This is a genomic window from Pseudomonas sp. QLc11A (genome assembly GCF_052112305.1).
In the GTDB taxonomy this organism is placed as follows: domain Bacteria; phylum Pseudomonadota; class Gammaproteobacteria; order Pseudomonadales; family Pseudomonadaceae; genus Aquipseudomonas; species Aquipseudomonas laurylsulfatiphila.
The window spans coordinates 58937-82439 of sequence record NZ_JAVAJJ010000009.1 but is presented as its reverse complement, the minus strand read 5'-3'; the positions used below and the strand labels follow the sequence as shown (position 1 = coordinate 82439).

At 59.4% G+C, this 23503-nt stretch carries 20 protein-coding genes and 1 other RNA gene; 11 read left to right on the top strand and 10 right to left on the bottom strand.

Annotated features, from left to right (window positions below; all coding sequences use genetic code 11):
* Positions 1 to 233: 233 nt before the first annotated feature.
* From dapB to grpE, 4 genes are all read right to left on the bottom strand, one after another.
* Positions 234 to 1037, bottom strand: a complete 804-nt coding sequence (dapB, locus tag Q8X48_RS15005) for a 4-hydroxy-tetrahydrodipicolinate reductase (RefSeq protein ID WP_407800827.1) — start codon at positions 1035 to 1037, stop codon at positions 234 to 236.
* Between the two features lie 10 nt (positions 1038 to 1047).
* A complete protein-coding gene (dnaJ, locus tag Q8X48_RS15000; RefSeq protein WP_407800826.1) occupies positions 1048 to 2172 on the bottom strand; it encodes a molecular chaperone DnaJ in 1125 nt (374 codons plus the stop codon).
* Between the two features lie 296 nt (positions 2173 to 2468).
* Positions 2469 to 4385 carry a molecular chaperone DnaK gene (gene dnaK, locus Q8X48_RS14995; RefSeq protein WP_015093432.1) on the bottom strand — a complete coding sequence of 639 codons (1917 nt, stop codon included), beginning with the start codon at positions 4383 to 4385 and terminating at the stop codon, positions 2469 to 2471.
* Between the two features lie 102 nt (positions 4386 to 4487).
* On the bottom strand, positions 4488 to 5054 hold the full coding sequence (gene grpE / locus Q8X48_RS14990) for a nucleotide exchange factor GrpE (RefSeq protein ID WP_007973134.1): 567 nt from the start codon (positions 5052 to 5054) through the stop codon (positions 4488 to 4490).
* A gap of 240 nt (positions 5055 to 5294) precedes the next feature.
* Between grpE and recN the strand changes: the two genes are divergently transcribed.
* A complete protein-coding gene (recN, locus tag Q8X48_RS14985) occupies positions 5295 to 6968 on the top strand; it encodes a DNA repair protein RecN (protein ID WP_407800825.1) in 1674 nt (557 codons plus the stop codon).
* Between the two features lie 181 nt (positions 6969 to 7149).
* Here recN and fur read toward each other — a convergent pair whose 3' ends face one another.
* On the bottom strand, positions 7150 to 7554 hold the full coding sequence (gene fur / locus Q8X48_RS14980) for a ferric iron uptake transcriptional regulator (protein WP_003197684.1): 405 nt from the start codon (positions 7552 to 7554) through the stop codon (positions 7150 to 7152).
* A gap of 97 nt (positions 7555 to 7651) precedes the next feature.
* On the opposite strand from fur, the gene Q8X48_RS14975 reads away from it, so the two are divergent.
* Positions 7652 to 8179, top strand: a complete 528-nt coding sequence (locus tag Q8X48_RS14975) for an outer membrane protein assembly factor BamE (RefSeq protein ID WP_126049194.1) — start codon at positions 7652 to 7654, stop codon at positions 8177 to 8179.
* 61 nt (positions 8180 to 8240) lie between these two features.
* Here Q8X48_RS14975 and Q8X48_RS14970 read toward each other — a convergent pair whose 3' ends face one another.
* The 3 genes from Q8X48_RS14970 to Q8X48_RS14960 are packed head-to-tail and all read right to left on the bottom strand — an operon-like array spanning position 8241 to position 10393.
* The gene (locus Q8X48_RS14970; protein ID WP_407800824.1) at positions 8241 to 8555 is read right to left on the bottom strand and encodes an RnfH family protein; all 315 of its coding nucleotides are present in this window, start codon (positions 8553 to 8555) and stop codon (positions 8241 to 8243) included.
* Positions 8548 to 8982 carry a type II toxin-antitoxin system RatA family toxin gene (locus Q8X48_RS14965; protein ID WP_057716487.1) on the bottom strand — a complete coding sequence of 145 codons (435 nt, stop codon included), beginning with the start codon at positions 8980 to 8982 and terminating at the stop codon, positions 8548 to 8550. The genes Q8X48_RS14970 and Q8X48_RS14965 overlap by 8 nt, the downstream gene beginning before the upstream one ends.
* 7 nt (positions 8983 to 8989) lie before the next feature.
* On the bottom strand, positions 8990 to 10393 hold the full coding sequence (locus tag Q8X48_RS14960) for a sodium-dependent transporter (protein WP_407800823.1): 1404 nt from the start codon (positions 10391 to 10393) through the stop codon (positions 8990 to 8992).
* A gap of 118 nt (positions 10394 to 10511) precedes the next feature.
* Between Q8X48_RS14960 and smpB the strand changes: the two genes are divergently transcribed.
* On the top strand, positions 10512 to 10994 hold the full coding sequence (gene smpB / locus Q8X48_RS14955; RefSeq protein ID WP_126050901.1) for an SsrA-binding protein SmpB: 483 nt from the start codon (positions 10512 to 10514) through the stop codon (positions 10992 to 10994).
* Between the two features lie 159 nt (positions 10995 to 11153).
* Here the strand turns inward: smpB and Q8X48_RS14950 are convergent, their stop codons facing one another.
* Positions 11154 to 11921: a GntR family transcriptional regulator gene (locus Q8X48_RS14950; RefSeq protein WP_015093426.1), complete on the bottom strand. Its 768-nt coding sequence runs from the start codon at positions 11919 to 11921 to the stop codon at positions 11154 to 11156.
* A gap of 261 nt (positions 11922 to 12182) precedes the next feature.
* On the opposite strand from Q8X48_RS14950, the gene Q8X48_RS14945 reads away from it, so the two are divergent.
* The 8 genes from Q8X48_RS14945 (at position 12183) to ssrA (ending at position 21187) form a co-directional block, all read left to right on the top strand.
* Positions 12183 to 13877: a lactate permease LctP family transporter gene (locus Q8X48_RS14945; protein WP_407800822.1), complete on the top strand. Its 1695-nt coding sequence runs from the start codon at positions 12183 to 12185 to the stop codon at positions 13875 to 13877.
* 151 nt (positions 13878 to 14028) lie between these two features.
* Positions 14029 to 14853 (top strand): (Fe-S)-binding protein, encoded by an 825-nt coding sequence (locus Q8X48_RS14940; RefSeq protein WP_407800821.1) that lies wholly within the window; start codon positions 14029 to 14031, stop codon positions 14851 to 14853.
* Positions 14850 to 16304 (top strand): LutB/LldF family L-lactate oxidation iron-sulfur protein, encoded by a 1455-nt coding sequence (locus Q8X48_RS14935; protein ID WP_407800820.1) that lies wholly within the window; start codon positions 14850 to 14852, stop codon positions 16302 to 16304. Before Q8X48_RS14940 ends, Q8X48_RS14935 begins: the two co-directional genes overlap by 4 nt.
* Positions 16304 to 16975: a LutC/YkgG family protein gene (locus tag Q8X48_RS14930; protein ID WP_407800819.1), complete on the top strand. Its 672-nt coding sequence runs from the start codon at positions 16304 to 16306 to the stop codon at positions 16973 to 16975. Before Q8X48_RS14935 ends, Q8X48_RS14930 begins: the two co-directional genes overlap by 1 nt.
* A complete protein-coding gene (locus Q8X48_RS14925) occupies positions 16972 to 19782 on the top strand; it encodes an FAD-binding and (Fe-S)-binding domain-containing protein (RefSeq protein ID WP_407800818.1) in 2811 nt (936 codons plus the stop codon). The genes Q8X48_RS14930 and Q8X48_RS14925 overlap by 4 nt, the downstream gene beginning before the upstream one ends.
* Positions 19783 to 19971: 189 nt before the next feature.
* Positions 19972 to 20247: a hypothetical protein gene (locus Q8X48_RS14920; protein WP_041474775.1), complete on the top strand. Its 276-nt coding sequence runs from the start codon at positions 19972 to 19974 to the stop codon at positions 20245 to 20247.
* Positions 20248 to 20420: 173 nt separating this feature from the next.
* Complete coding sequence (locus tag Q8X48_RS14915; protein WP_407800817.1) at positions 20421 to 20699, top strand: hypothetical protein; 279 nt, start codon at positions 20421 to 20423, stop codon at positions 20697 to 20699.
* Positions 20700 to 20793: 94 nt separating this feature from the next.
* Positions 20794 to 21187: a transfer-messenger RNA gene (ssrA, locus tag Q8X48_RS14910) on the top strand.
* Positions 21188 to 21577: 390 nt separating this feature from the next.
* On the opposite strand, the gene Q8X48_RS14905 is transcribed toward ssrA, so the two are convergent.
* Positions 21578 to 23425: a CocE/NonD family hydrolase gene (locus tag Q8X48_RS14905; protein WP_407800887.1), complete on the bottom strand. Its 1848-nt coding sequence runs from the start codon at positions 23423 to 23425 to the stop codon at positions 21578 to 21580.
* Positions 23426 to 23503: the final 78 nt, after the last annotated feature.

The following is a 23503-nucleotide window of genomic DNA, read 5'->3' as shown; positions in this document are numbered from 1 at the left end:
AAGGGCGATCGCAGGTTGTAAAAAAGCGGAGTGACGTATGGACACGTCACCCCGCTTCTTCACTGAATTATTCTGCGCGCTTTTAGTGGACACACTAAAGCTGTAGCTTACAGAAAAAGGCCTTTTCGGTCTACCGCCAATGAGCCTTAAAGGCTGGAGAATGCGACAGGACGTCGCTTGACGGAACAAAACCGGGCTCAAACGCGGTGCGCGAGCCCGATTTCGGGTGCATCTTAACGCAGATCGAGCACGTCTTGCATGTCGTAAAGGCCTGGCGCGCGCCCGTCCAGCCACAATGCAGCACGTACCGCGCCCTTGGCGAAGGTCATGCGACTGGACGCCTTGTGGGTGATCTCGACACGCTCGCCGTCGGCGGCGAACAGCACGGTGTGATCACCGACGATGTCGCCGGCACGCACAGTGGCGAAACCGATGGTTTCACGATCACGCGCACCGGTCTGGCCTTCACGGCCATACACCGCCACTTTCTTCAGGTCACGACCCAACGCATCGGCAATCACCTCACCCATGCGCACGGCAGTGCCGGACGGCGCGTCGACTTTATGCCGATGGTGAGCCTCGGTGATTTCGATATCGACATCGTCACCCAGTACGCGAGCGGCCGTGTCGAGCAACTTCAGGCACAGGTTGACCCCGACACTGAAGTTGGCCGCGAAGACAATCGGAATGTCCTTGCCCGCTTCCGCCAGCAACTGCTTTTCTTCAACACTGAAGCCCGTGGTCCCGATGATCATGGCCTTGCCGTGTTTACGGCAGAAAGCCAGGTTCTTCAGGGTCACCGTCGGGTGCGTGAAGTCGATCAGCACGTCGAACTCGTCGACCACCCGATCCAGATCGCCGGACAGCGGCACACCAATGCGACCGATAGCCGCCATCTCACCGGCATCCGCACCGACCAGCGTACTGTCAGGACGATCCACTGCCGCCGTCAACCCGGCGCCTGGCGCCTGCTGCACCGCCTCAATCAGGGTCTTGCCCATGCGCCCGGCGGCGCCCATCACTGCAATACGTCGCATGCCTGTCTCCTTACAAATCGCCGAAGAAGCGTTTCACGCCTTCGAACCAGCCTGTGGTTTTCGGCGAATGGCTGTTGTCGTCCGCCAGCGAACTGCGGAACTCCTCGAGCATTTCACGCTGGCGACGGCTCAGGTTGACCGGCGTCTCGACCGCCACACGGCACATCAAGTCGCCCGCACCACCGCCACGCACAGGGGCGACACCCTTGCCACGCACACGGAACTGCTTGCCGGTCTGGGTCCCCTCGGGGATCTTCAACTTGACCCGACCATCAAGGGTCGGAATCTCCAGCTCGCCACCCAGCGCCGCATCGACGAAGCTGATCGGCACTTCGCAGAACAGGTGCTTGCCATCACGCTGGAAGATCGAGTGCTCGCGCACGTTGATCACCACGTACAGGTCGCCGGTCGGGCCACCCTGGGCACCCGCCTCGCCTTCGCCGGACAGACGAATGCGGTCACCGGTATCGACGCCGGCCGGCACTTTCACCGACAGAGTCTTGTACTCTTCGACGCGACCTTCGCCGTGGCAGGAATCGCACGGATCGGAAATGATCTTGCCCTGGCCATGGCAGCGCGGGCAGGTCTGCTGCACCGAGAAGAAGCCTTGCTGCATGCGCACCTGGCCAATACCGCCGCACGTCGGACAGGTCACCGGCGAAGAACCTTTCTTGGCACCGGAGCCATCGCACGGCTTGCAATTGACCAGCGTCGGAACGCGGATATTCACGGTCGTGCCGCGTACCGCTTCTTCCAGGTCCAGCTCCAGGGTGTAGCGCAAGTCACTGCCGCGCTGAGCGCCGCCACGGGAACCGCCGCGACCGCCACCGAAGAAGTCACTGAAGACATCGCCAAAGATATCGGAGAAGTTCTGACCGCCGAAACCGGCACCGCCGCCACCCATGCTCGGGTCGACACCGGCATGACCGTACTGGTCGTAGGCCGCGCGCTTGCTGGAATCCGACAGCACTTCGTAGGCCTCGCTGGCCTCCTTGAACATCTCTTCCGACGCCTTGTCATCGGGATTACGGTCCGGGTGGTGCTTCATCGCCAGGCGACGGTAAGCCTTTTTCAGGTCCGCTTCGCTTGAGCCACGCTCAACACCCAATACTTCGTAATAGTCACGCTTTGCCATAAGTCTTTGCACTCTTGAGGACGTCCGGCAAAACCCTCCTGAGTTTGCCGAACTCGTTGAGCCCCAATACAGGCCCGGACCCAACTCACGTCAATTCAACGATCCTGGTCTTTGATTCGATGCGGTACTTTCAGCTCGAAAAGCAGGAGCATTTCCGGCCATACCGCCAGCACGCGAACGCTGTCGCATGCTGTAAAAATTCGCGTATTCCAGATACGCCAACGCGGGAGCAAGCTCCCGCGCGGCGACATCCTACCAGTCACCGCCTAAAGGCAGTCAACCGGCCGACCAACAACTTACTTGTGGTCTTTGACTTCTTCGAACTCGGCATCGACAACATCGTCAGCCTTTTCAGCTTTCTCATCGTGCGGTGCCGCGCCTTCAGCAGGCTGAGCCTGTTCGGCGTACATCTTCTGTGCAACCGGCGCCGAGACTTTCGACAGCTCTTCAACCTTGGCTTCGATGGCAGCCTTGTCGTCGCCTTTTACAGCGGCTTCCAGTGCAACCACGGCAGCTTCGATCGCGGTCTTCTCTTCAGCGGTGACCTTGTCGCCCGCGTCAGCAACCATTTTGCGCGTCGAGTGAACCAGTGCGTCGCCCTGGTTACGGGCAGCGGCCAGCTCTTCGAACTTGCGGTCTTCCTCGGCGTTAGCCTCGGCATCACGCACCATGCGCTCGATTTCCTCGTCGGACAGACCGGAGTTGGCCTTGATCACGATCGACTGAGTCTTGCCGGTAGCCTTGTCCTTCGCACCTACGTGCAGGATGCCGTTGGCGTCGATGTCGAAGGTCACTTCGATCTGCGGCACGCCACGTGGAGCTGGTGGAATGTCGGCCAGGTCGAACTTGCCCAGGGACTTGTTCTGAGCAGCCTGCTTACGCTCGCCTTGCAGCACGTGAATGGTCACGGCGCCCTGGTTGTCGTCGGCAGTCGAGAACACTTGCGATTTCTTGGTAGGAATCGTGGTGTTTTTCTCGATCAGCGCAGTCATCACGCCACCCATGGTTTCGATACCCAGGGTCAGCGGGCTGACGTCGAGCAGCAGAACGTCTTTTACGTCACCGGCCAGTACCGCACCCTGGATGGCAGCACCCATGGCAACCGCTTCGTCCGGGTTGACGTCTTTACGAGCTTCTTTACCGAAGAACTCGGTGACCAGCTTCTGAACCAGTGGCATACGGGTCTGACCGCCCACCAGGATCACGTCGTTGATCGCGCCAACGTCGATACCGGCATCTTTCATTGCGATGCGGCAAGGCTCGATGGTGCGCTGAACCAGGTCTTCCACCAATGCTTCGAGCTTGGCGCGGGAGATCTTCACGTTCAGGTGCTTCGGACCGGTGGCGTCTGCAGTGATGTACGGCAGGTTCACGTCGGTCGACTGGCTCGAGGACAGTTCGATCTTGGCTTTTTCAGCGGCTTCTTTCAGGCGCTGCATGGCCAGCGGGTCACCCTTGAGGTTCATGCCGCTTTCTTTCTTGAATTCGTCGACGAGGTAGTCGATCAGACGAATGTCAAAGTCTTCACCGCCCAGGAACGTGTCACCGTTGGTGGCCAGTACTTCGAACTGGTGCTCGCCATCGACTTCAGCGATCTCGATCACGGAAACGTCGAAAGTACCGCCGCCCAGGTCGTAAACGATCACGGTGTGATCGCCCTTGGCCTTGTCCATACCGTAGGCCAGAGCGGCTGCGGTTGGTTCGTTGATGATACGTTTTACGTCCAGACCGGCGATGCGGCCGGCGTCTTTGGTCGCCTGGCGCTGGCTGTCGTTGAAGTAGGCCGGAACGGTGATCACCGCTTCAGTCACGGTCTCGCCGAGGTAGTCTTCGGCGGTCTTCTTCATTTTTTTCAGGATTTCAGCCGAGATTTGTGGCGGTGCCATTTTCTGGCCGTTCACTTCAACCCAGGCGTCGCTGTTGTCAGCCTTGACGATCTTGTAAGGGACCATCTGGATGTCTTTCTGCACGACTTCTTCGTCGAAACGACGACCGATCAGACGCTTCACCGCATACAGGGTGTTATGCGGATTGGTCACAGCCTGACGCTTGGCCGACTGGCCAACCAGGATTTCGCCATCGTTGGCGTAAGCGATGATCGACGGCGTGGTACGCGCACCTTCAGCGTTTTCAATAACTTTTGCCTTGCCGTTTTCCAGCACGGAGACGCAGGAGTTGGTAGTCCCCAGGTCGATACCGATAATTTTGCCCATGTTCACTCTCCCGAAACTTTGGATTTGGTTGCCGCAGCAGTGGTGGCTAACTGCGGTAGCACTTAAACGCTTGACTTATAAATGGGGGCCTTGCGGCGGATTTCAAGCCTGCTCGTCAATCGAAGGCGAAACCGGCGCAGGCGCCTTGCTGACCACGACCATCGCCGGGCGCAGCAGGCGACCATTGAGCTGATAGCCCTTCTGGAACACCTTCAGAACGCTGTTTGGCTCGACATCGGCGCTTTCCTGCATGGCCATCGCCTGATGGTGGACGGCGTTGAACGGTTCGCCATGCGGGTCGATCGCTTCAAGCTGATAACGCTTGAGAGTGTCGTGGAACATTTTCAGGGTCAGCTCGATGCCTTCGCGCATCGGACGGATGCTTTCGTCGTCCGGGCTGGACAGCTCCAGGCCGCGTTCCAGGCTGTCGACGATCGGCAGCAGGTCGCCGGCGAATTTTTCCAGTGCGAACTTGTGAGCCTTCTCCACATCCTGCTCGGCGCGACGGCGGACGTTCTGCAGATCGGCGGCTACACGCAAAGCCTGATCCTGAGCGCCTGCCAGTTGCTCTTCGAGCACTTGTACACGAGCCGCCAGGTCTTCACCCGAAGCCTCGGGCGCCTGGTTGGCGTCTGGGTTTTGCGTATCCACTGTCTGTTCGTCAGCCATAGATTTCTCCTTTCAATATCGTCCGCGAGCTCAACTCGCGCTTCTGCCCAGCTATATGGGGCCGCAAAATCCGGCTTCAAGGGGCGCCAATGATTAACCCTACAAAAAACAACCGCATTGTCATGCCAGCTCGCGATAAGGGATTCGCCGGACCGTTCGAATCGAGCTAACGAGGGGCATTGTCAGCCAGAAACAAAACACTGTATAAATAACCAGACCTAACACCTGGGAGCGGCCCATATGCTGGTGCACCTGTCCGTACACAACTACGCCATCGTTGAACATCTCGATCTCGAACTCGATCGCGGGATGAGCGTGATCACCGGGGAAACCGGCGCGGGCAAGTCGATCATGCTCGACGCGCTGGGCCTGACCCTGGGCGATCGTGCCGACAGCGGCGTGGTCCGTCCCGGCGCCGACAAGGCCGATATCCTGGCCACCTTCGATCTGGCCGACATTCCGGAAGCCAGCGCCTGGCTGGCCGAACGCGACCTCGAAAACGACGGCCCGTGCATCCTGCGCCGGGTGATCACATCCGAAGGACGCTCGCGCGGCTACATCAACGGTACGCCCTGCCCGCTTGGCGATCTGAAGGCGCTGGGCGAACTGCTGATCGACATTCACAGTCAGCACGAACACCAATCCCTGCTCAAGACCGACACCCACCGTCGCCTGCTCGATGAATATGCCGGCGCGACGGATCTGGCCCGCCAGGTTCAACTGGCCGCCCAACGCTGGCGCCAGACCCGCCAGGAACTGGAGCGGCTCTCCAACTCCGGTGACGAGCAACGCGCCCGTCATCAATTGCTCAGCTATCAACTCGAAGAACTGGAAAACCTTGGCCTCGGTGACAATGAGCTGGAGCTGCTGGAACAGGAACACAAGAACCTGACCAACGCCGAAACGCTGCTGGGGATTTGCCGGCAAGTCGTCGAACAATGCAGCGAAAGTGATTCCGGAAATGTCCTCAACGCCCTCACCGCCAGCCTCAACCGACTGTCGAGCGTAAACAGCTCGATCGGCGCCCTGGGCGAAGCCAGCAGCTTGCTGACCAGCGCACAGATCCAGGTTGAAGAGGCCGTGGGCGAACTGAACCGTTTCCTCGACAATTTCGATGCCGATCCATCGCGCCTTCAATACCTGGAAGAACGCCTCGATGCGATCTACACCCTGGCGCGCAAACACCGCATCCAGCCGACTGAAGTGGCCGAGATGCAGCAGAAACTGCTGGATGAAATCGAAACCCTGAACGCCAACGACGAATCCATCGAGCGCCTGAGCGATGAGCTGTCGTCCTATGCCCGGCACTACCAGGAAAAGGCCCGGGAACTGAGCGATCTAAGGCATCAAGCCTCGAACAGCCTGGCCAGCGCCGTGGAGCAGGAAATCCAGCGACTGGGCATGCCCGGCGGCCGCTTCACCATTGAACTGCGCCCGAACAGCGGCAACGAACTGCTGCCAAACGGGCTCGAACAGGTAGAACTGCTGGTCAGCGCCAACCCCGGCCAGCCGCTGAAGGCCCTGGCGAAAGTGGCGTCCGGCGGCGAACTGTCGCGGATCAGCCTGGCGATTCAGGTGATCACCGCACAGACCTCCCGTGTACCGACCCTGGTATTCGACGAAGTCGACGTCGGCATCGGCGGCCCGACCGCAGAAATCGTCGGCCAGTTGCTGCGCAGGCTCGGCGAGCGCGGGCAGGTTCTGACCGTGACCCACTTGCCGCAAGTGGCAGCTCAGGGCCATCAGCATCTATTTGTGCATAAAGTGCGCGGAGAAGATGCCACCCGCACAGCGGTTTCTAAACTGAGCAAAAACGAGCGCGTCGAAGAAGTCGCGCGAATGCTGGGCGGCATCGATCTCACCAAGGAATCCCTGGCGCACGCGAAAAAAATGGTCGTCACTGCAAAAATCTGAAGCGCCCCCTGTAGGAGCTGCCGCAGGCTGCGATCTTTTGACTTTGCCCTTTCTAAAAGCACAGATCAAAAGATCGCAGCCTACGGCAGCTCCTACAGAAACCTTGTGCACCGCAGAAAGCACGAAGGCGACCCTGGGGTCGCCTTCGCTCGTTTCGCGAACGGATGTTCGCGCGACATGCTTACTTTTTCTTGCGTACGTACAGCACCAGATTGTGATCAACCATCTCGAAGCCATACTTGTCGACGATTGCTTTCTGAAGCCGCTCGATTTCTTCGTCGAAGAATTCGATCACTTCGCTGGTTTCGACGTTGACCATATGGTCGTGATGCTTTCCGTCGTCCAGTTCGAAGACCGCGTGGCCTCCGTCGAAGTTGTGCCGCACCACAAGGCCAGCTGCCTCGAACTGGGTCAGAACACGGTAAACCGTGGCCAGACCGACGTCCTCACCAGCCTCCATAAGGGCCTTGTAGACATCCTCGGCACTCATGTGGCGTTGCTCGGCGGAGTCGAGCATTTGCAGAATTTTGACCCTTGGCAGGGTCACTTTGAGGCCGGCTTTGCGTAGTTCGCTATTTTCAACCATGGTCAGCTTTCTCGCGATGCTGCTTCGCAGCTTCTCTTAATGCGGGTATGATCGGCGTTTACGTTGTCCCAGCCAAGATAGTGGAAGTCGCCCACCGATGCAAAACACCAAGCTCTTGCTAACCAGTTTCACCTTTGTGGGACTGCTCGCACTCGCCGGTTGTTCATTCCCCGGGGTTTACAAAATCGACATCCAGCAGGGCAATGTCGTCACGCAGGACATGATAGACCAGTTACGCCCGGGAATGACCCGCAAGCAAGTACGGTTTATCATGGGCAACCCTCTGCTGACTGACACGTTCCATGCCGATCGCTGGGATTATCTGTACAGCCTGCAACCGGGTGGCGGTGAACGCCAACAGGAACGCATCAGCGTTATCTTCAACCCAAATGATCAGCTTGTCAGCCTCTCTGGTGATTTCATGCCAGGCGTGAGCCGTGACGAGGCCATTCTCGGCAAGGACAGCGGCACGACAGTGGCTGCCCCGGTAGAAAACGTCGAGAAGCCGAAACCGGAAAAACCGGTCAAGCCAGGTTCGCTGCTGGACCAGATCCAGAAGGACGTCGACGGCGTAGAAACCGTTCCGGTCCCGACGCCGCAACCACTGGACACCTCGCCGCAATAATTTGCGACGCAATAAAAAGCCCGGCATGCCCGGGCTTTTTATTGCCTGGCGTTCCAGCCACTCACTGATTCCGCGCTTTGGCCTCGGCAGCTTTTGCCGCGCGCAGACGACGTACCTCTTTCGGATCAGCCAACAATGGTCGGTAAATCTCGATACGATCCCCGGCCTGGACTGGCCGACGCTCTGGATCGGCTACCACCTTGCCGAAGATCCCTACGGGACAATTGGCCAGATCCAGCTCCGGAAACTCCCCAACCAGGGCAGACCCAAGCAAGGCTGCCCGCACGCTAGTCCCGACCGGCACCGTCAGCGTCAACAGCACCTGACGGTCTACCGCCGCGTAGACCACCTCGATTTCAATCATGCCCTCAACCATGTATCTGCTTGGCACGCTGGCAGAACGCATCCACCAGGGTGTTGGCCGCCTGATTGAACAGCGGCCCCAAGGTGGCACGAACCAGTGGCCCGGCATAATCGAACGACAGATCGAGGCTGATCTTGCAGGCCTTGTCGGTCAGCGCCTTGAATACCCAGATGCCATGCAATTGGGTGAAAGGGCCCTCTTCGAGGTTCATTTCGATCGACTGCCCAGGAATCAGGGTGTTGCGCGTGACGAAATGCTGGCTAAGGCCACCCTTGGCCACCCCAACGCTCGCCCGCATATGCTCAGGGGAACTCTCCAGGACTTCGGCCGAAGAGCACCACGGCAGAAACTCCGGGTAGCGCGCCACGTCGTTGACCAGGTCATACAGCGCTTGAGCCGGGTACGGCAGCAAGGCCGAACGTGAAATGTGTGTCGTCATGTCAGCGTTACTTCCACAGCTGGGCGGCAAACACTACGAGGATGCCGATGGGCGCCACATAGCGCATCAAGAACAAGGACAGACCAAACAGCGCCGGGTTGCGGATCGACAACTCGTCGCGCACCGCTTCACGCCCCATGATCCAGCCCGCAAACACCACGAAACACAAACCACCAAGCGGCAGCATGAGTCGCGAGGTGAAGAAATCGATCACGCCAAAGAAGTCGAAACCACCGGTTGCTCCCCATTGGTAGAGGTGGAACACCCCGCCTTCGTTCACGAAGAACTTGGCCTCCTTCCAGATATTGAAGGAGAACACCGTGCCCAGACCGACAAACCAACAGCTGAAAGCCAGCCAGAAGGTGACCCATGCACGACTCACTTTAGTGCGCTCCACCAGGTAGGCCACCATCGGTTCAAGCAGGGAAATCGCCGAACTCCAGGCAGCGACCGCCACCAGCACGAAGAACACCACCCCCATCAATTGCCCGAACGCCACGTTGCCGAAGGCAAACGGCAGACTGACGAACATCAGCCCTGGCCCTTCGCTCGGGTTCAGGCCCGCCGCGAAAACAATCGGAAACAATGCCAGGCCAGCCACCAGGGAAACGAAGGTGTCGAGCAGCGCCACGCCAACGACAGTCCCCGATATCGACGAGCTCTTCGGCATGTAGGCGCCATAGATCATGATCGAACCGACGCCCACGCTCAGGGAAAAGAACGCATGCCCCATCGCGGGCAACAAGCCATCCATAACCTTTTCCGGGTGGAAGTCGAACATGAAATGCACGCCCTCCATGAAATGGCCGGTGGTCATGCTGTAGCCCAGCAGCACCAGGACCATCACGAACAACAACGGCATCATGATGCGCAAACTGCGCTCAAGCCCGGCGACCACGCCCTTTGCGATCACCACCGCTGACAGCAGCATGAAAATCGTGTGCCAAAGTGTCAGGCGCCAGGGATCGGCAATGACATTGCCGAAGTAAGCCCCCACCTGATCCGCGGTCACACCCTGAAAGTCGCCACGCCCCATGTCGATGATGTAATCCAGCGACCAGCCGCCCACCACACTGTAGAACGACAGGATCAGCAACGCCGTGATCATTCCGGCAAATGCGCCCCAGGACCATTTGCCCGAGTGCCCCGCCTCGACCGCCAGCGTCTTCAGGGCATTGGCCGGGCTCTGCCGTGCACGCCGGCCGATCAGCGTTTCGGCCAGCATGACCGGCACGCCAATCAGCGCGATGCAGGCCAGGAACATCAGCACGAAGGCACCGCCGCCATAGACGCCGACCATGTACGGGAATTTCCAGATACTACCCAGCCCCACGGCCGAACCGGTCGCGGCGAGTATGAAGACCCAGCGGCTAGCCCAACTGCCGTGGACAGAAACCTTGTCTGTCGACATCGTTATCACGCCCAAGCGTTTAAAAAAGAGGCAGCATTGTCCGGGATTCAATCAACCTGCTCAAGCACGTAGCAACCCCGTAGCCGACTCTGTTGTAACTCCCTATAATGCCGCCCCTATGGCTAAACAGAAGAAACACCCAACAGGGACCATCGCGCAAAATAAAAAGGCGCGACACGATTACTTCATCGAGCACAAGTTCGAGGCTGGTCTGGTCCTGGCCGGCTGGGAAGTAAAAAGTCTGCGGGCAAGCAAGCTGCAACTGGTTGACAGTTATGTCCTGCTCAAGGATGGCGAAGCCTGGCTGCTCGGCAGCCACATTACGCCCCTGACGACCGCCAGCACCCACGTCATCGCCGACCCGGTGCGCACCCGCAAGTTGCTGCTCAACCGGCGCGAACTGGAAAAGCTGGCCGCTGCCGTGCAGCAAAAGGGTTACGCCTGCGTGTGCCTGTCCTGGTACTGGAGCAAGCACATGGTCAAGTGCGAGATCGCCCTGGGCAAGGGCAAGAAGGAATACGACAAGCGCGATACCGAGCGCGAACGCGATGCTGGCCGCGAGTTGCAGCGTGCGGTGCGCAACAAGGGCAAGGAAGAGTAATTCTTTCGCCTTGAGGTCCCCTTCGCGGGCAAGCCCGCTCTCACAAGGTCTGTGGCTGCCAATAGTTTTTGCGGCAACCCTGAAACCCTGTGGGAGCGGCGGTGCGGCGATCCGACTTGCCCGCGAAAGCAATCCCACAAAAGATGTAGAACCGACTGACTACATCCCCTTGCGCCGCTCCGCCCGGGCCACGCGCTGCACTTCCTGACGCACTTCTTCCAGCACCTCCTGCACATACAGAATGTGCCGACTGGATACTTCCCGCGCCTGCTCCGCCCGCCCTTCGATAATCGCCTGGTACAACTCCCGATGCTGCGTGATCAGCATGTCGCGGGTTTCAGTGCGCTGCTTGTACATGCCACCGATGTTGGTCACCACGTTGCGCTTGAGCAAGTCGAACAGCCCGCGAATGGTATGCAGCAGCACGGCATTGTGGCTGGCCTCGGCGATCGCCAGATGGAAACTTGCGTCCGCGGCCCCCTCTTCGGCACGGCTCACCTCTTCGTGGCGCGAATAGCAGTCCTGCAACTTGTTGAATGCCGCGGTCAGCCGCTCGCGATCCACATCAGTGGCGCGCAACGCAGCGTAGTAGGCGCAGGACGCTTCCAGCGTATGGCGAAACTCGAGCAGATCGCGCTGCGCCTCGGGGTTGCTTTCCAGCAGATGCAACAGGGGATCACTGAAGGTGGTACCCAGTGATTCCACCACATAGTTGCCGCCACCCTGGCGACTGACCAGCAGCCCCTTGGCGGTCAGCTTCTGAATCGCTTCACGCAACGAAGGGCGGGACACGCCAAATTGTTCGGCCAACGCGCGCTCGGCCGGCAAGCGCTCTCCGGCCTTCAGCGTGCCCTCGAGGATCATGCCCTCAAGCTGCTCGACAATATCGTCAGACAAACGGCGCTGACGAATCTGATCAAACCCCATAACTCGATTTCTCCACGATCCGACGGCTCGCCGGGGCTCTATTCTGGCCTATTGGCGCCGCGCCAGCACCTGCCACAGCGCACTTGGTCATACCAGACGGACGACCTGCACACTTTGCATTCGACAAAAGTTTTAGGGCGGCAAATTGACACACCGCCTACAAGGCTTTTACCCTAGCCAACAGCGATTGTAAATTGGTCTTACCAATTATCCAAGAACGCTGATCAGTGCCTGACCAACAACAATTAGGGGCCACCCCATATGCAAACTTGGCAACAGCTCTATACCCCGCTCGGCAGCCTCGGCCTGTCCGCACTCGCAGCCGTCATCCCCATCGTGTTTTTCTTCCTGGCCCTGGCCGTGTTCCGCCTCAAAGGGCACGTGGCCGGCAGCATCACCCTGGCGTTGTCGATCCTGGTGGCGATCTTCGCTTTCCAGATGCCGGTCGATATGGCGCTCGCCGCCGCCGGGTATGGCTTCGCTTATGGCCTGTGGCCGATTGCCTGGATCATCGTGGCAGCGGTGTTCCTCTACAAGCTGACGGTCAAGAGCGGTCAGTTTGAAGTCATCCGCAGTTCGGTCCTGTCGATCACCGATGACCAGCGCCTGCAGGTCCTGCTGATCGGCTTCTGCTTCGGTGCATTCCTGGAAGGTGCCGCAGGTTTCGGCGCACCAGTGGCGATTACCGCCGCACTCCTTGTAGGACTGGGCTTCAACCCGCTGTACGCGGCCGGCTTGTGCCTGATCGCCAACACCGCGCCGGTAGCCTTCGGCGCCCTCGGCATTCCGATCATCGTGGCCGGGCAAGTGACCGGCATCGACGCGTTCAAGATCGGCGCCATGACCGGCCGCCAACTGCCGCTGCTGTCGCTGTTCGTACCGTTCTGGCTGGTGTTCATGATGGACGGCCTGCGCGGCGTGCGGGAAACCTGGCCAGCAGCCCTGGTGGCCGGTTTGAGCTTTGCCGTGACCCAGTACTTCACCTCGAACTTCATCGGCCCGGAACTGCCGGACATCACCTCGGCCCTGGCCAGCCTGATTTCCCTGACCCTGTTCCTGAAAGTCTGGCAACCAAAACGCGCCGCCGGCCAACACATCGTCGGCGCTGTCTCGGCCTCCGTGGTGAGCGCCAGCGTCGGTGGTTTCGGTCAGAAACGTACAACCGTGGCTTCGCCTTACAGCCTTGGGGAAATCTTCAAGGCCTGGTCGCCGTTCCTGATCCTGACCGTACTGGTCACCCTCTGGACCCTGAAGCCGTTCAAGGCGATGTTCGCCGCCGGCGGTTCGATGTACAGCTTTGTGTTCAACTTCGCGATCCCGCACCTGGATCAGATGGTGATCAAGGTCGCGCCGATCGTGACCGCGCCAACCGCCCTTCCGGCAGTGTTCAAACTGGACCCGATTTCCGCCACCGGCACGGCAATATTCTTCTCGGCACTGATCTCGATGCTGGCGCTGAAGATCAACGTAAAAATTGGTCTTACCACTTTAAAAGAGACCTTCTACGAGCTGCGCTGGCCGATCCTGTCCATCGGCATGGTGCTGGCGTTCGCCTTCGTCACCAACTACTCGGGCATGTCCTCGACCATGGCCTTGGTGTTGGCAGGCACCGGTGCAGCCTTCCCGTTCTTCTCGCCGTTCCTAGGTTGGCTGGGCGTGTTCCTCACCGGTTCCGATACTTCGTCCAACGCTCTGTTCAGTTCGCTGCAAGCAACCACCGCGCACCAGATCGGTGTCAACGACACCTTGCTGGTGGCGGCGAACACCAGCGGCGGCGTGACCGGCAAGATGATTTCGCCACAATCGATCGCCGTGGCCTGCGCCGCGACCGGCCTGGTGGGCAAGGAATCGGATCTGTTCCGCTTTACCCTCAAGCACAGCCTATTCTTTGCAACGATTGTCGGCTTGATCACCCTGGCTCAGGCCTACTGGTTCACCGGCATGCTGGTGCACTAAGGACTACAAGCAAAACGGCAAAAACCGACGCCGGGCCACGCCCCCGGCGTCCGCAATTCACACCCCGGTCTGTAAGGCTGCTGAAAGCTTCCGGCTCTATATTCAGCGGCCTCAACAGACGAATAACCGGGACCACCCGGAGACACGCCTGATGAGCGAGCTTTTTTACAACGCTGTGCCGAATGCGACCCGTGTCGCCCCGCCACTGCCCGAGCCTCGGCAATACCCCAGCGAGAAACCGTCACGGGTCTACCTGTTCGGGACCTGCGTGGTCGATTTGTTCTACCCCGAAGCCGGGATGGATGCGATCCACCTGCTGGAACGCGAAGGCATTCGTGTCGAGTACCCGCAAGGGCAAAGCTGCTGCGGACAACCGGCCTACACCTCGGGTTACACCGAACAGGCACGGACCGTGGCGCGCTCGCAACTGGAGCTGTTTGCCGGGGATTATCCGGTGGTGGTGCCGTCAGGCTCTTGTGCCGGGATGTTGCGCGAACACTATGCCGACTTGTTCAAGGACGAGCCGCACACGTTGAAACAGGTTCAGGCGCTGGCTGCCAGAACCTTTGAGCTGGCCGAGTTCCTGTTGTTTGTCTGCAAGGTGCAGTTCAAGGACAGCGGCGAGCCGGTGAAAGTGGCGCTGCACACTTCGTGTTCGGCACGCCGCGAAATGAACACCCACCTGCACGGCCGCGAGTTATTGTCGCAGTTGAGCAATGTGGAGCGGGTCAATCACGATCACGAAAGTGAGTGCTGTGGCTTTGGCGGAACATTCAGCGTCCGTATGCCAGACATTTCCGGCGCAATGGTGGCTGACAAGACCCGGGCGTTGAAGGAGTCCGGTGCGCACAAGGTATTGAGTGCCGATTGCGGCTGTTTGATGAACATCAACGGCTCATTGGAAAAACAGCAGGAAGCGTTGCGCGGTCAGCATCTGGCCAGCTTCCTCTGGCAGCGTACCGGAGGTGCCCGATGAGCACCTCCACGATTATTCCTACGGTTGCCGTAGAAGAAGATTTCCGCACCCGCGCCCACAACGCGCTGGGTGACGCGCAATTGCGAGGCAACTTTCGCAAGGCGATGGATTCACTGATGACCAAACGGGCAGCGGCGTTCAGCGATGCCCATGAAAGAGAACACTTGCGCGCACTGGGCAATGCAATCCGTGCCCGCGCGCTCTCCAAGTTGCCCGACCTGCTCGAGCAACTGGAACAGAACCTGACCCGCAACGGTGTGACAGTGCACTGGGCGGAAACGGTGGACGAGGCCAATGGCATCGTCCTCTCGATCATCCGCGCTCACGAGGGGCGGCAAGTGATCAAGGGCAAATCGATGGTCAGCGAAGAAATGGAGATGAACCATTTTCTGGCTGACCGGGGCATTGAATGCCTGGAATCGGACATGGGCGAGTACATCGTCCAGCTCGACCACGAGAAGCCTTCACACATAATCATGCCGGCAATCCACAAGAATGCCGGTCAGGTCGCGTCCTTGTTCCACGACAAACTTGGGGTGGAATACACCAAGGACGTTGACCAACTCATTCAGATCGGTCGCAAGGTCTTGCGGCAGAAATTCTTCGAAGCGGACATCGGCGTCTCCGGTGTTAACTTCGCCGTGGCCGAAACCGGCACCCTGCTGCTGGTGGAAAACGAAGGCAACGGGCGCATGACCACCACCGTACCGCCCGTGCACATTGCAGTTACCGGTATCGAAAAAGTCGTGGAAAACCTGCGCGACGTGGTGCCGTTGCTGTCGCTGCTGACCCGCTCGGCCCTGGGCATCCCGATCACGACCTACGTCAACATGATCTCCGGCCCGCGAAAGGCACATGAACTCGACGGCCCGCAGGAAGTGCACCTGGTACTGCTCGACAATGGTCGCAGCCAGGCTTTTGCCGACAGCGAATTGCGCCAGACCCTGAACTGCATCCGCTGCGGTGCCTGTATGAATCATTGCCCGGTGTATACCCGAATCGGCGGCCATGCCTATGGCGAGGTTTACCCCGGCCCTATCGGAAAAATCGTCACCCCGCACATGGTCGGCCTGGCGAAAGTCCCGGATCACCCGAGTGCTTCTTCGCTGTGCGGTGCCTGCGGTGAAGTCTGCCCGGTAAAAATCCCGATCCCGGCGTTGCTGCGACGCCTGCGCGAAGAAAACGTCAAGGCCCCGGACAGCCCCCATCAAGTGATGCGTGGCCAGGGCAGCAAGTATTCGCGCAAGGAGCGGTTCCTCTGGAACGCCTGGGCGAAGCTCAACAGCTCGCCGACGCTGTATCGCCTGTTAGGCTTCTTCGCCACCCGTTTGCGCGCCCTCACGCCGAGCAATGTCGGCCCGTGGACGCAAAACCACAGCGCACCGAAACCCGCCGCCCGCTCACTGCATGAAATGGCCCGCGAGCACTTGGCCAAACAGGGAGACCGCTGATGAGCGCCAAGCAAAATATCCTCGCCAAACTGCGTAAAAGTCTGACAGGCACCACACCGGTGGCCGATAACTTTGATGTCGATCTGGTGACCCAGCCTTACACCTACTCGCCTGAGCAACGCATTCCACAACTACGCAAACTGATGGAAGCGGTGCACACAGAAATCCACCTGACGTCCGGCGAACAGTGGCCGGCGCTGTTGGCGCAATTGCTTCGGGACCGCCAGTTGCCAAGCCTGCTGATCGCACCGACAACGCCCCACGGTCAACGCATCACACAGCATTGGGCGAATAATCCCGATCTGCCGATGCTCAAGGCCTACGACCGCCCGGTCGAAGAATGGAAAGCCGAGTTGTTCAACGACACGCCGGCGAGCCTGACTGGGAGCCTCGGTGCCATCGCGGCAACCGGCAGCCTGATTCTCTGGCCGACCCGGGAAGAACCGCGCTTGATGAGCCTGGCGCCACCGGTGCATTTCGCCCTGCTCAAGGCCAGTGAAATCCGCGACAACTTCTATCAGGTGCAGCAGGAGTTCGAATGGGCCCAGGGCATGCCGACCAACGCGCTGCTGGTGTCCGGCCCGTCGAAGACCGCCGACATCGAACAAGTGCTGGCGTACGGCGCCCACGGTCCGAAAGACCTGGTGGTGTTGATCCTGGAGGACCAATGAGTCTACCGGCCGCTTTCCTGCGAGATGCACAGCAACTGATTCCACAAGAGCGACGTTTCGACGACCCGCTGTCGACCCTGGCCTTCGGCACCGATGCCAGTTTCTATCGATTGATTCCGCAACTGGTGATCCGCGTCGAGTCCGAAGACGAAGTCGTGGCGCTGCTGCAATTTGCGCAACGCGATCAGGTGCCGGTGACCTTCCGCGCCGCCGGTACCAGCCTCTCTGGCCAGGCGATCAGCGACTCGGTTTTAATCGTGCTTGGGGATAACTGGAACGCGCGCGAGATCCGCGACCAGGGCATGCAAATCCGCCTGCAACCGGGTGTGATCGGTGCCCAGGCCAACGCCTGGCTGGCGCCGTTCGGACGCAAGATCGGCCCGGACCCGGCCTCGATCAACGCCTGCAAGATCGGCGGCATCGTCGCCAACAACGCCAGCGGCATGTGCTGCGGCACGGCGCAAAACACCTACCACACCCTGGCCGGTATTCGTCTGGTGCTGGCCGACGGCAGTCGCCTCGACACTGAAGATGCCGCCAGCGTCGCGGCGTTTCGCCAGAGCCATACCGCGTTGCTGGAGCGCCTGGCGACGCTGGGGCGCGAGACCCGCGCCAACACTGATCTGGCTGCGAAAATCCGCCACAAATACCGTCTGAAAAATACCACCGGCCTGTCGCTCAATGCCCTGGTGGATTTCGACGAGCCTGTGGATATCTTGAGCCACTTGCTGGTGGGCTCCGAAGGCACGCTCGGGTTCATCAGTGCGGTGACCTACGACACGGTGATCGACCACCCGAACAAGGCCTCGGCCCTGATTGTCTTCCCGGATGTCGAGACCTGCTGCAACGCGGTCACCGTACTGAAAAGCCAACCGGTGTCGGCCGTGGAACTGCTGGACCGGCGCAGCCTGCGCTCAGTGCAGGACAAACCCGGCATGCCGCCTTTCGTACAGCATCTGTCGAACAATGCCTGCGCCTTGCTGATCGAATCCCGCGCCGCGTCGTCCGCCCTGCTGCATGAACAACTGGCGCAGATCATGGCGTCGCTACAGGCGTTCCCGGTGGAAAAGCAGGTCGACTTCACGGAGGACCCTCAGGAAAATGCCCGTCTCTGGGCCATCCGCAAAGACACCTTCCCCGCCGTCGGTGCGGTGCGCAAGACCGGCACCACGGTGATCATCGAAGACGTCACCTTTCCGGTCGAACAACTGGCCATCGGCGTCAATCGCCTGATCGAGTTGTTCGACAAACATCACTACGATGAAGCGATCCTTTTCGGACACGCCCTGGAAGGCAATCTGCACTTCGTCTTCACCCAAGGCTTCAACAACGCGCAAGAAGTCGCACGCTATCAGGCGTTCATGGACGACGTGGCGCAACTGGTGGCAGTGGAGTTCGGCGGTTCGCTGAAAGCCGAACACGGTACCGGACGCAACATGGCGCCATTCGTCGAACTGGAATGGGGCAGCGATGCCTACCAGTTGATGTGGCAACTCAAGCGTCTGCTCGACCCCAACGGCATTCTCAACCCGGACGTGGTGCTCAGCGAAGATCCGCAGATCCACCTCAAGCACCTCAAGCCCTTGCCGGCCGCCGACGAGATTGTGGACAAGTGCATCGAGTGTGGCTTCTGCGAACCGGTCTGCCCGTCGAAGGGCCTGACGCTGAGCCCACGCCAACGCATCGTGATCTGGCGCGACATTCAGGCGCGAAAACGCACCGGCATCGATACCACCGAACTCGAAGCCGCTTACGAGTACCAGGGCATCGATACCTGCGCTGCCACCGGCCTGTGCGCGCAACGTTGCCCGGTCGGCATCAACACCGGCGAGCTGGTGAAAAAGCTCCGTAGCCGCACGGCAACCCATACGAAAACCGCCAACTGGCTTGAAGGAAATTTCGCCACGGCGCTACAAGGGGCGCGGTTCACCCTGCACGTCGCCAATGGCGCACGGATGTTGTTGGGCGCGCCACGCCTGGCAAAACTCTCGGCGACGCTGACGAAGCTGTCCAAAGGTCAGGTCCCGCAATGGACCAACGCCATGCCGCAGCCGGAAAAAGCCATCCGTTTCAGTCCCGCCGTGTCGGACGAACGCCCGCGGGTGGTGTACCTGGCGGCGTGTGTGTCGCGGGTCATGGGGCCAGCAGCGGCGGATAAAGAGCAGGTGTCGTTGTACGACAAAACCCGCGGGCTTCTGGAAAAGGCCGGGTACCAGGTGGTCTTCCCGGACAATCTGGACAACCTCTGCTGCGGCCAGCCATTCGCCTCCAAAGGCTACGCCGAACAAGCCGAACACAAGCGCCAGGAACTGATCGGCGCCTTGCTGCACGCCAGTCGCGGCGGGCTCGACCCGATTTATTGCGACACCAGCCCCTGTACGTTACGGCTCACTCAAGACCTTGGCGATGTTCGACTGGACCTCTACGACCCGGTGCGTTTCATCCGCACGCACCTGATGGATCGCCTCGACTTCACACCACAGGAAGCGCCGATTGCGGTGCACGTCACCTGCAGCACTCAGCACCTTGGCGAAAGTCAGGCGTTGATCGATCTGGCGCGCAAATGCAGCAAAAACGTGGTCATTCCCGAAGGCATTCACTGCTGCGGCTTCGCCGGCGACAAGGGCTTCACCACGCCACAGCTGAATGCCCATTCGCTGCGCACACTCAAGGACGCGGTGCAGCAGTGCAGCGAGGGGATTTCCACCAGTCGCACTTGTGAGATCGGGCTGACGCAACATGGCGGCATTGATTACCACGGTCTAGTCTATCTGGTGGACCGCGTTACCCAGGCTAGGGTGCCCTGATAGCAGGACCCAAGGAAGGTGCATAGATGTACCTACTTGCCGGAATCGATAGCTCCACAGTGAAAAACAGAACCCTGAGGTGCCGCCGCAGTCCACTGATCAAGTCCCGTAAATGCGGGACTCTCCCAACACTCGGTAGCCCGACTTGATGGCCAGCAATGCCTGGCCCTTCAGCTCAAGGAGATACACATGAATCGTTCTGTGCTGTTAGGTTTGTTTATTACTGCTTCCATGATGGCTTCCACTTCGTTTGCTGCAGAAGAAGACCTTTGCGCTGTCAACCTGAAAACCATCGAAAACGCCAAGGCACAGATTCCTCCGGAAATGACTGAGCAGGTAGAAAATTCCGTCAAGCAGGCCAAAGCTGACCATGCAAAAGGCACCAAGGCAGGCATTGATGATTGCGTCGCCGAGACCAACGACATCATCAAGACCCTCACCGACGCGAAAAAAGGCGGGAAGTAATCCGATACGAAGCAAACCAAAACCCGCCGACGGCGGGTTTTGTTGCATTCGGGGACCGGGAATGTGTAACCGCCCGCATCGCAGGAAAAGCCCGACACGTTGTCTGAAAAAACCGAATTCTTGTGTTGAATCGTAGTCTTTGAGGTAGGCCCTATCCGTTCAAGGTGATACCCATGAAGCGCACCACACTCGCTGGTCTGTTCATTTCCGCTGCAATGCTGGCCTCTCCTGCATTTGCAGCGGACAACAACCTTTGCACGAGCAAGCTGCAAGAGCTCAAAGGCAAAGTGAATGCGCTGCCAGCGACCTCCGGAAACACCGCCATGGAGATCAAGAGACTGATGTCCAGCGCCGAAGCCTCCCAAGCCTCCGGAGACGACACAAAATGCGTCACCGAAGCCACCCAGGCATTGGCACTCACTGACAAACAGCGCAACGAACCCAACCCATAATGTGTGGTGGCCTACCTTCGGGTTGGCCTTCTGAGTCGCGTTGACGTACACTGTACAGGCTTGTTGCTCACTTGATTCACAGAGCATCAGGCTCGGGGCCGTTTAGGATTCGACGCCGGTTGCGAAACTTTAGGTGCATGCCGAGTTGGTAACAGAACTCGTAAATCCACTGTTGCAACTTCCTATAGTTGCCAATGACGAAACCTACGGGGAATACGCTCTCGCTGCGTAAGCAGCCTTAGCCCTTCCCTCCTGGTACCTTCGGGTCCAGCAATCATCAGGGGATGTCTGTAAACCCAAAGTGATTGTCATATAGAACAGAATCGCCGTGCAGTACGTTGTGGACGAAGCGGCTAAAACTTACACAACTCGCCCAAAGCACCCTGCCCGTCGGGTCGCTGAGGGTTAACTTAATAGACACGGCTACGCATGTAGTACCGACAGCGGAGTACTGGCGGACGGGGGTTCAAATCCCCCCGGCTCCACCACTTCAACGAAAAAAGACGTCCAAGGACGTCTTTTTTTGTGCCTGAAATCCAGTGAAGACAAGCGTTTTAGTGCTATTGGGCCGCACAGAGTTTTTTTGCGGTCCAGCCGTTTGGGTATTCCAAACGGTGTTCCAAGCCATCCGATGCTTTATTGGGGGGCCTTCACTAGTTTGGAGTTCACTTCATTTTCGACTCGGACGCGGCCCCTTGGAGCTGGCTTGCCAGCGATGGTCGTTAACGATAACGCGTGTGAACTGGACAAACGCGGCGCACTTGAGTCCATCGCCAGCAATCGAGCGTCGACCGGCTGCTCCTACAATTTCCCGGCAATGTGTGAAGAGCCTTTTTTCTCGGTCCCGGTTGATAAACAGCAACACCGGCTGCCCTGCATCAATCCGAATCAGCGGCCTGACGATCCAGATTCACCAGCACTTCGGGTTCAAGAGTAGTCAGCACCAGGCGTGAGGCGAAGTCTGCGCACATATGAACCGTGTTGGTCGCGATGCGCTTGTACAAAGCCTGCCCCTCGGCCTCACCACTGTTGGGATTGATGTCGAAGTGCGGAAAATTGCTGCTGGCAATGTCCAGGCGCACGCGGTGCCCGCGTTTGAACAGGTTGCAGGTGGCAAACGGCTCGATCACGACTTTTACCCGTTGCCCCGGAGTCAGTAGCCGCGGCTTCTCCCACGAGTCGCGGTAACGGCATCGCACGATTCCGTCGGTGATGTTCATCGCATAGCCATCCGGATAAACGTCCACCAGTTTGGCGGTGAAGTCGGTATCGAGGCCGTCGCTTTCCACCCACAGTTCAATGCTTAGCGGGCCCGCGACGATCATGTCTTCGGTCAATGGCAGGGTCTGGAAACTCAGCACATCGGCACGTTCGGCCAATGGCCGGTCATTACCCTGTGTGCCGAAAAAATCCGCTCGCTCACGTTGATCGAACGCGCCACCGACGAATACCGGAGCACCGGAGGTCAGTGCGCCGCCGATGGTCGGCACCGGATGATCGGGATCGGCACGATAGCTCAGGCTCGACTCACATGCTGAAGGCGGTTCCGTGCTCAATTGGCGCTGAGCGTTCAGGTACAGGCTCAAGGATCGACTGCCCGGAAGCGGCCACTGCGAGCTCTTCAACCAGCGTCCGCCATGTTGCAGTCGGCCGTGCTGATCTTTCGAACCATCGCCCCCGCCCATCAGAAATACCTGGACCGGCGACGTGGCCGCAGCCTCGCCGGTTTGATCCTTGAGTGAGCGTGCAAACCAGTCCAGTCGACAATCCAGCCAGGTGCGCGCCACGTTGCCATCGAAGTTGGCCGCCGCACCGAACTCGACATCGCCGCTATGGCTGATGTTGCGATCGCCGTGCAGCCACGGTCCCATGATCAAATGCTGGGCGCTGCGGTTGTGGCGGCTGAAGGCACGGTAGTTAGCCAGCGTCGAGCTGACATACGCGTCGTACCAGCTGGACATGAACAGCACCGGAATATCCGGCAGGTTGTCGTAGTGTCCTTCGGCATAAATGCCGGGCTTGCGCCAGTAATCGCTGAAAGTACCCTGCGCCCATTGTTCCAGCAGATAGGCTTCGTACTCCGGCACATGGCGAATCGGCGAGTGTCCGGCCTGCCACGGCATGCGGGCGAACCACTGGTGTATGTCTTCCTGCTCGAGGGCTTCGCGGATCTTAGGGTTGGCGATCGCGGCGGGACTTTCCTTGGCCTGCCGCCAGGCCCACGTCGCCTGTTTCAATTCGAACGCGCCACCCTGGCGAATGCCGCACTGGAACGCGTTCGCAAAGCCGCCGGAGTCGAGCACCATGCTTTTCAGTCCCGGTGGATGCAGGCAGGCCATCGCCAATTGCGTATGGGCCGCGTAGGACAAACCCATGCTGCCGATTCGCCCGTTGCACCAGGGTTGCTCGACGATCCAGGCGAGGGTGTCAAAACCGTCTTCGCCTTCCGAGGTGTATTTGGTGAATACGCCTTCGGAAGCGTAGCGCCCGCGACAATCCTGAAAGATCGCCACGAAGCCTTGCGCAGTGAAACGCGCGGCCATGGCCCCGCGGGAGATGTGCTGGGCGTCGAGTTGTTTTTCCGAGCGCGAGGGGCTGCTCTTGTTGTAGGGCGTGCGCTCGATCACCACCGGCCACGGGCCTGCGCTATCGGTTGGCAGGTAAATATCGGTCGCGAGGTGGATGCCATCACGCAGACGGATCATCTGGTCACGCAGCAAGCGCATGGCGGGCAATGCCTGTTCGTTCAGCGAAGTCATATCAGAACCTTGTGGAAACCGGCGCCCGTCCCATTGCGGGTGGAC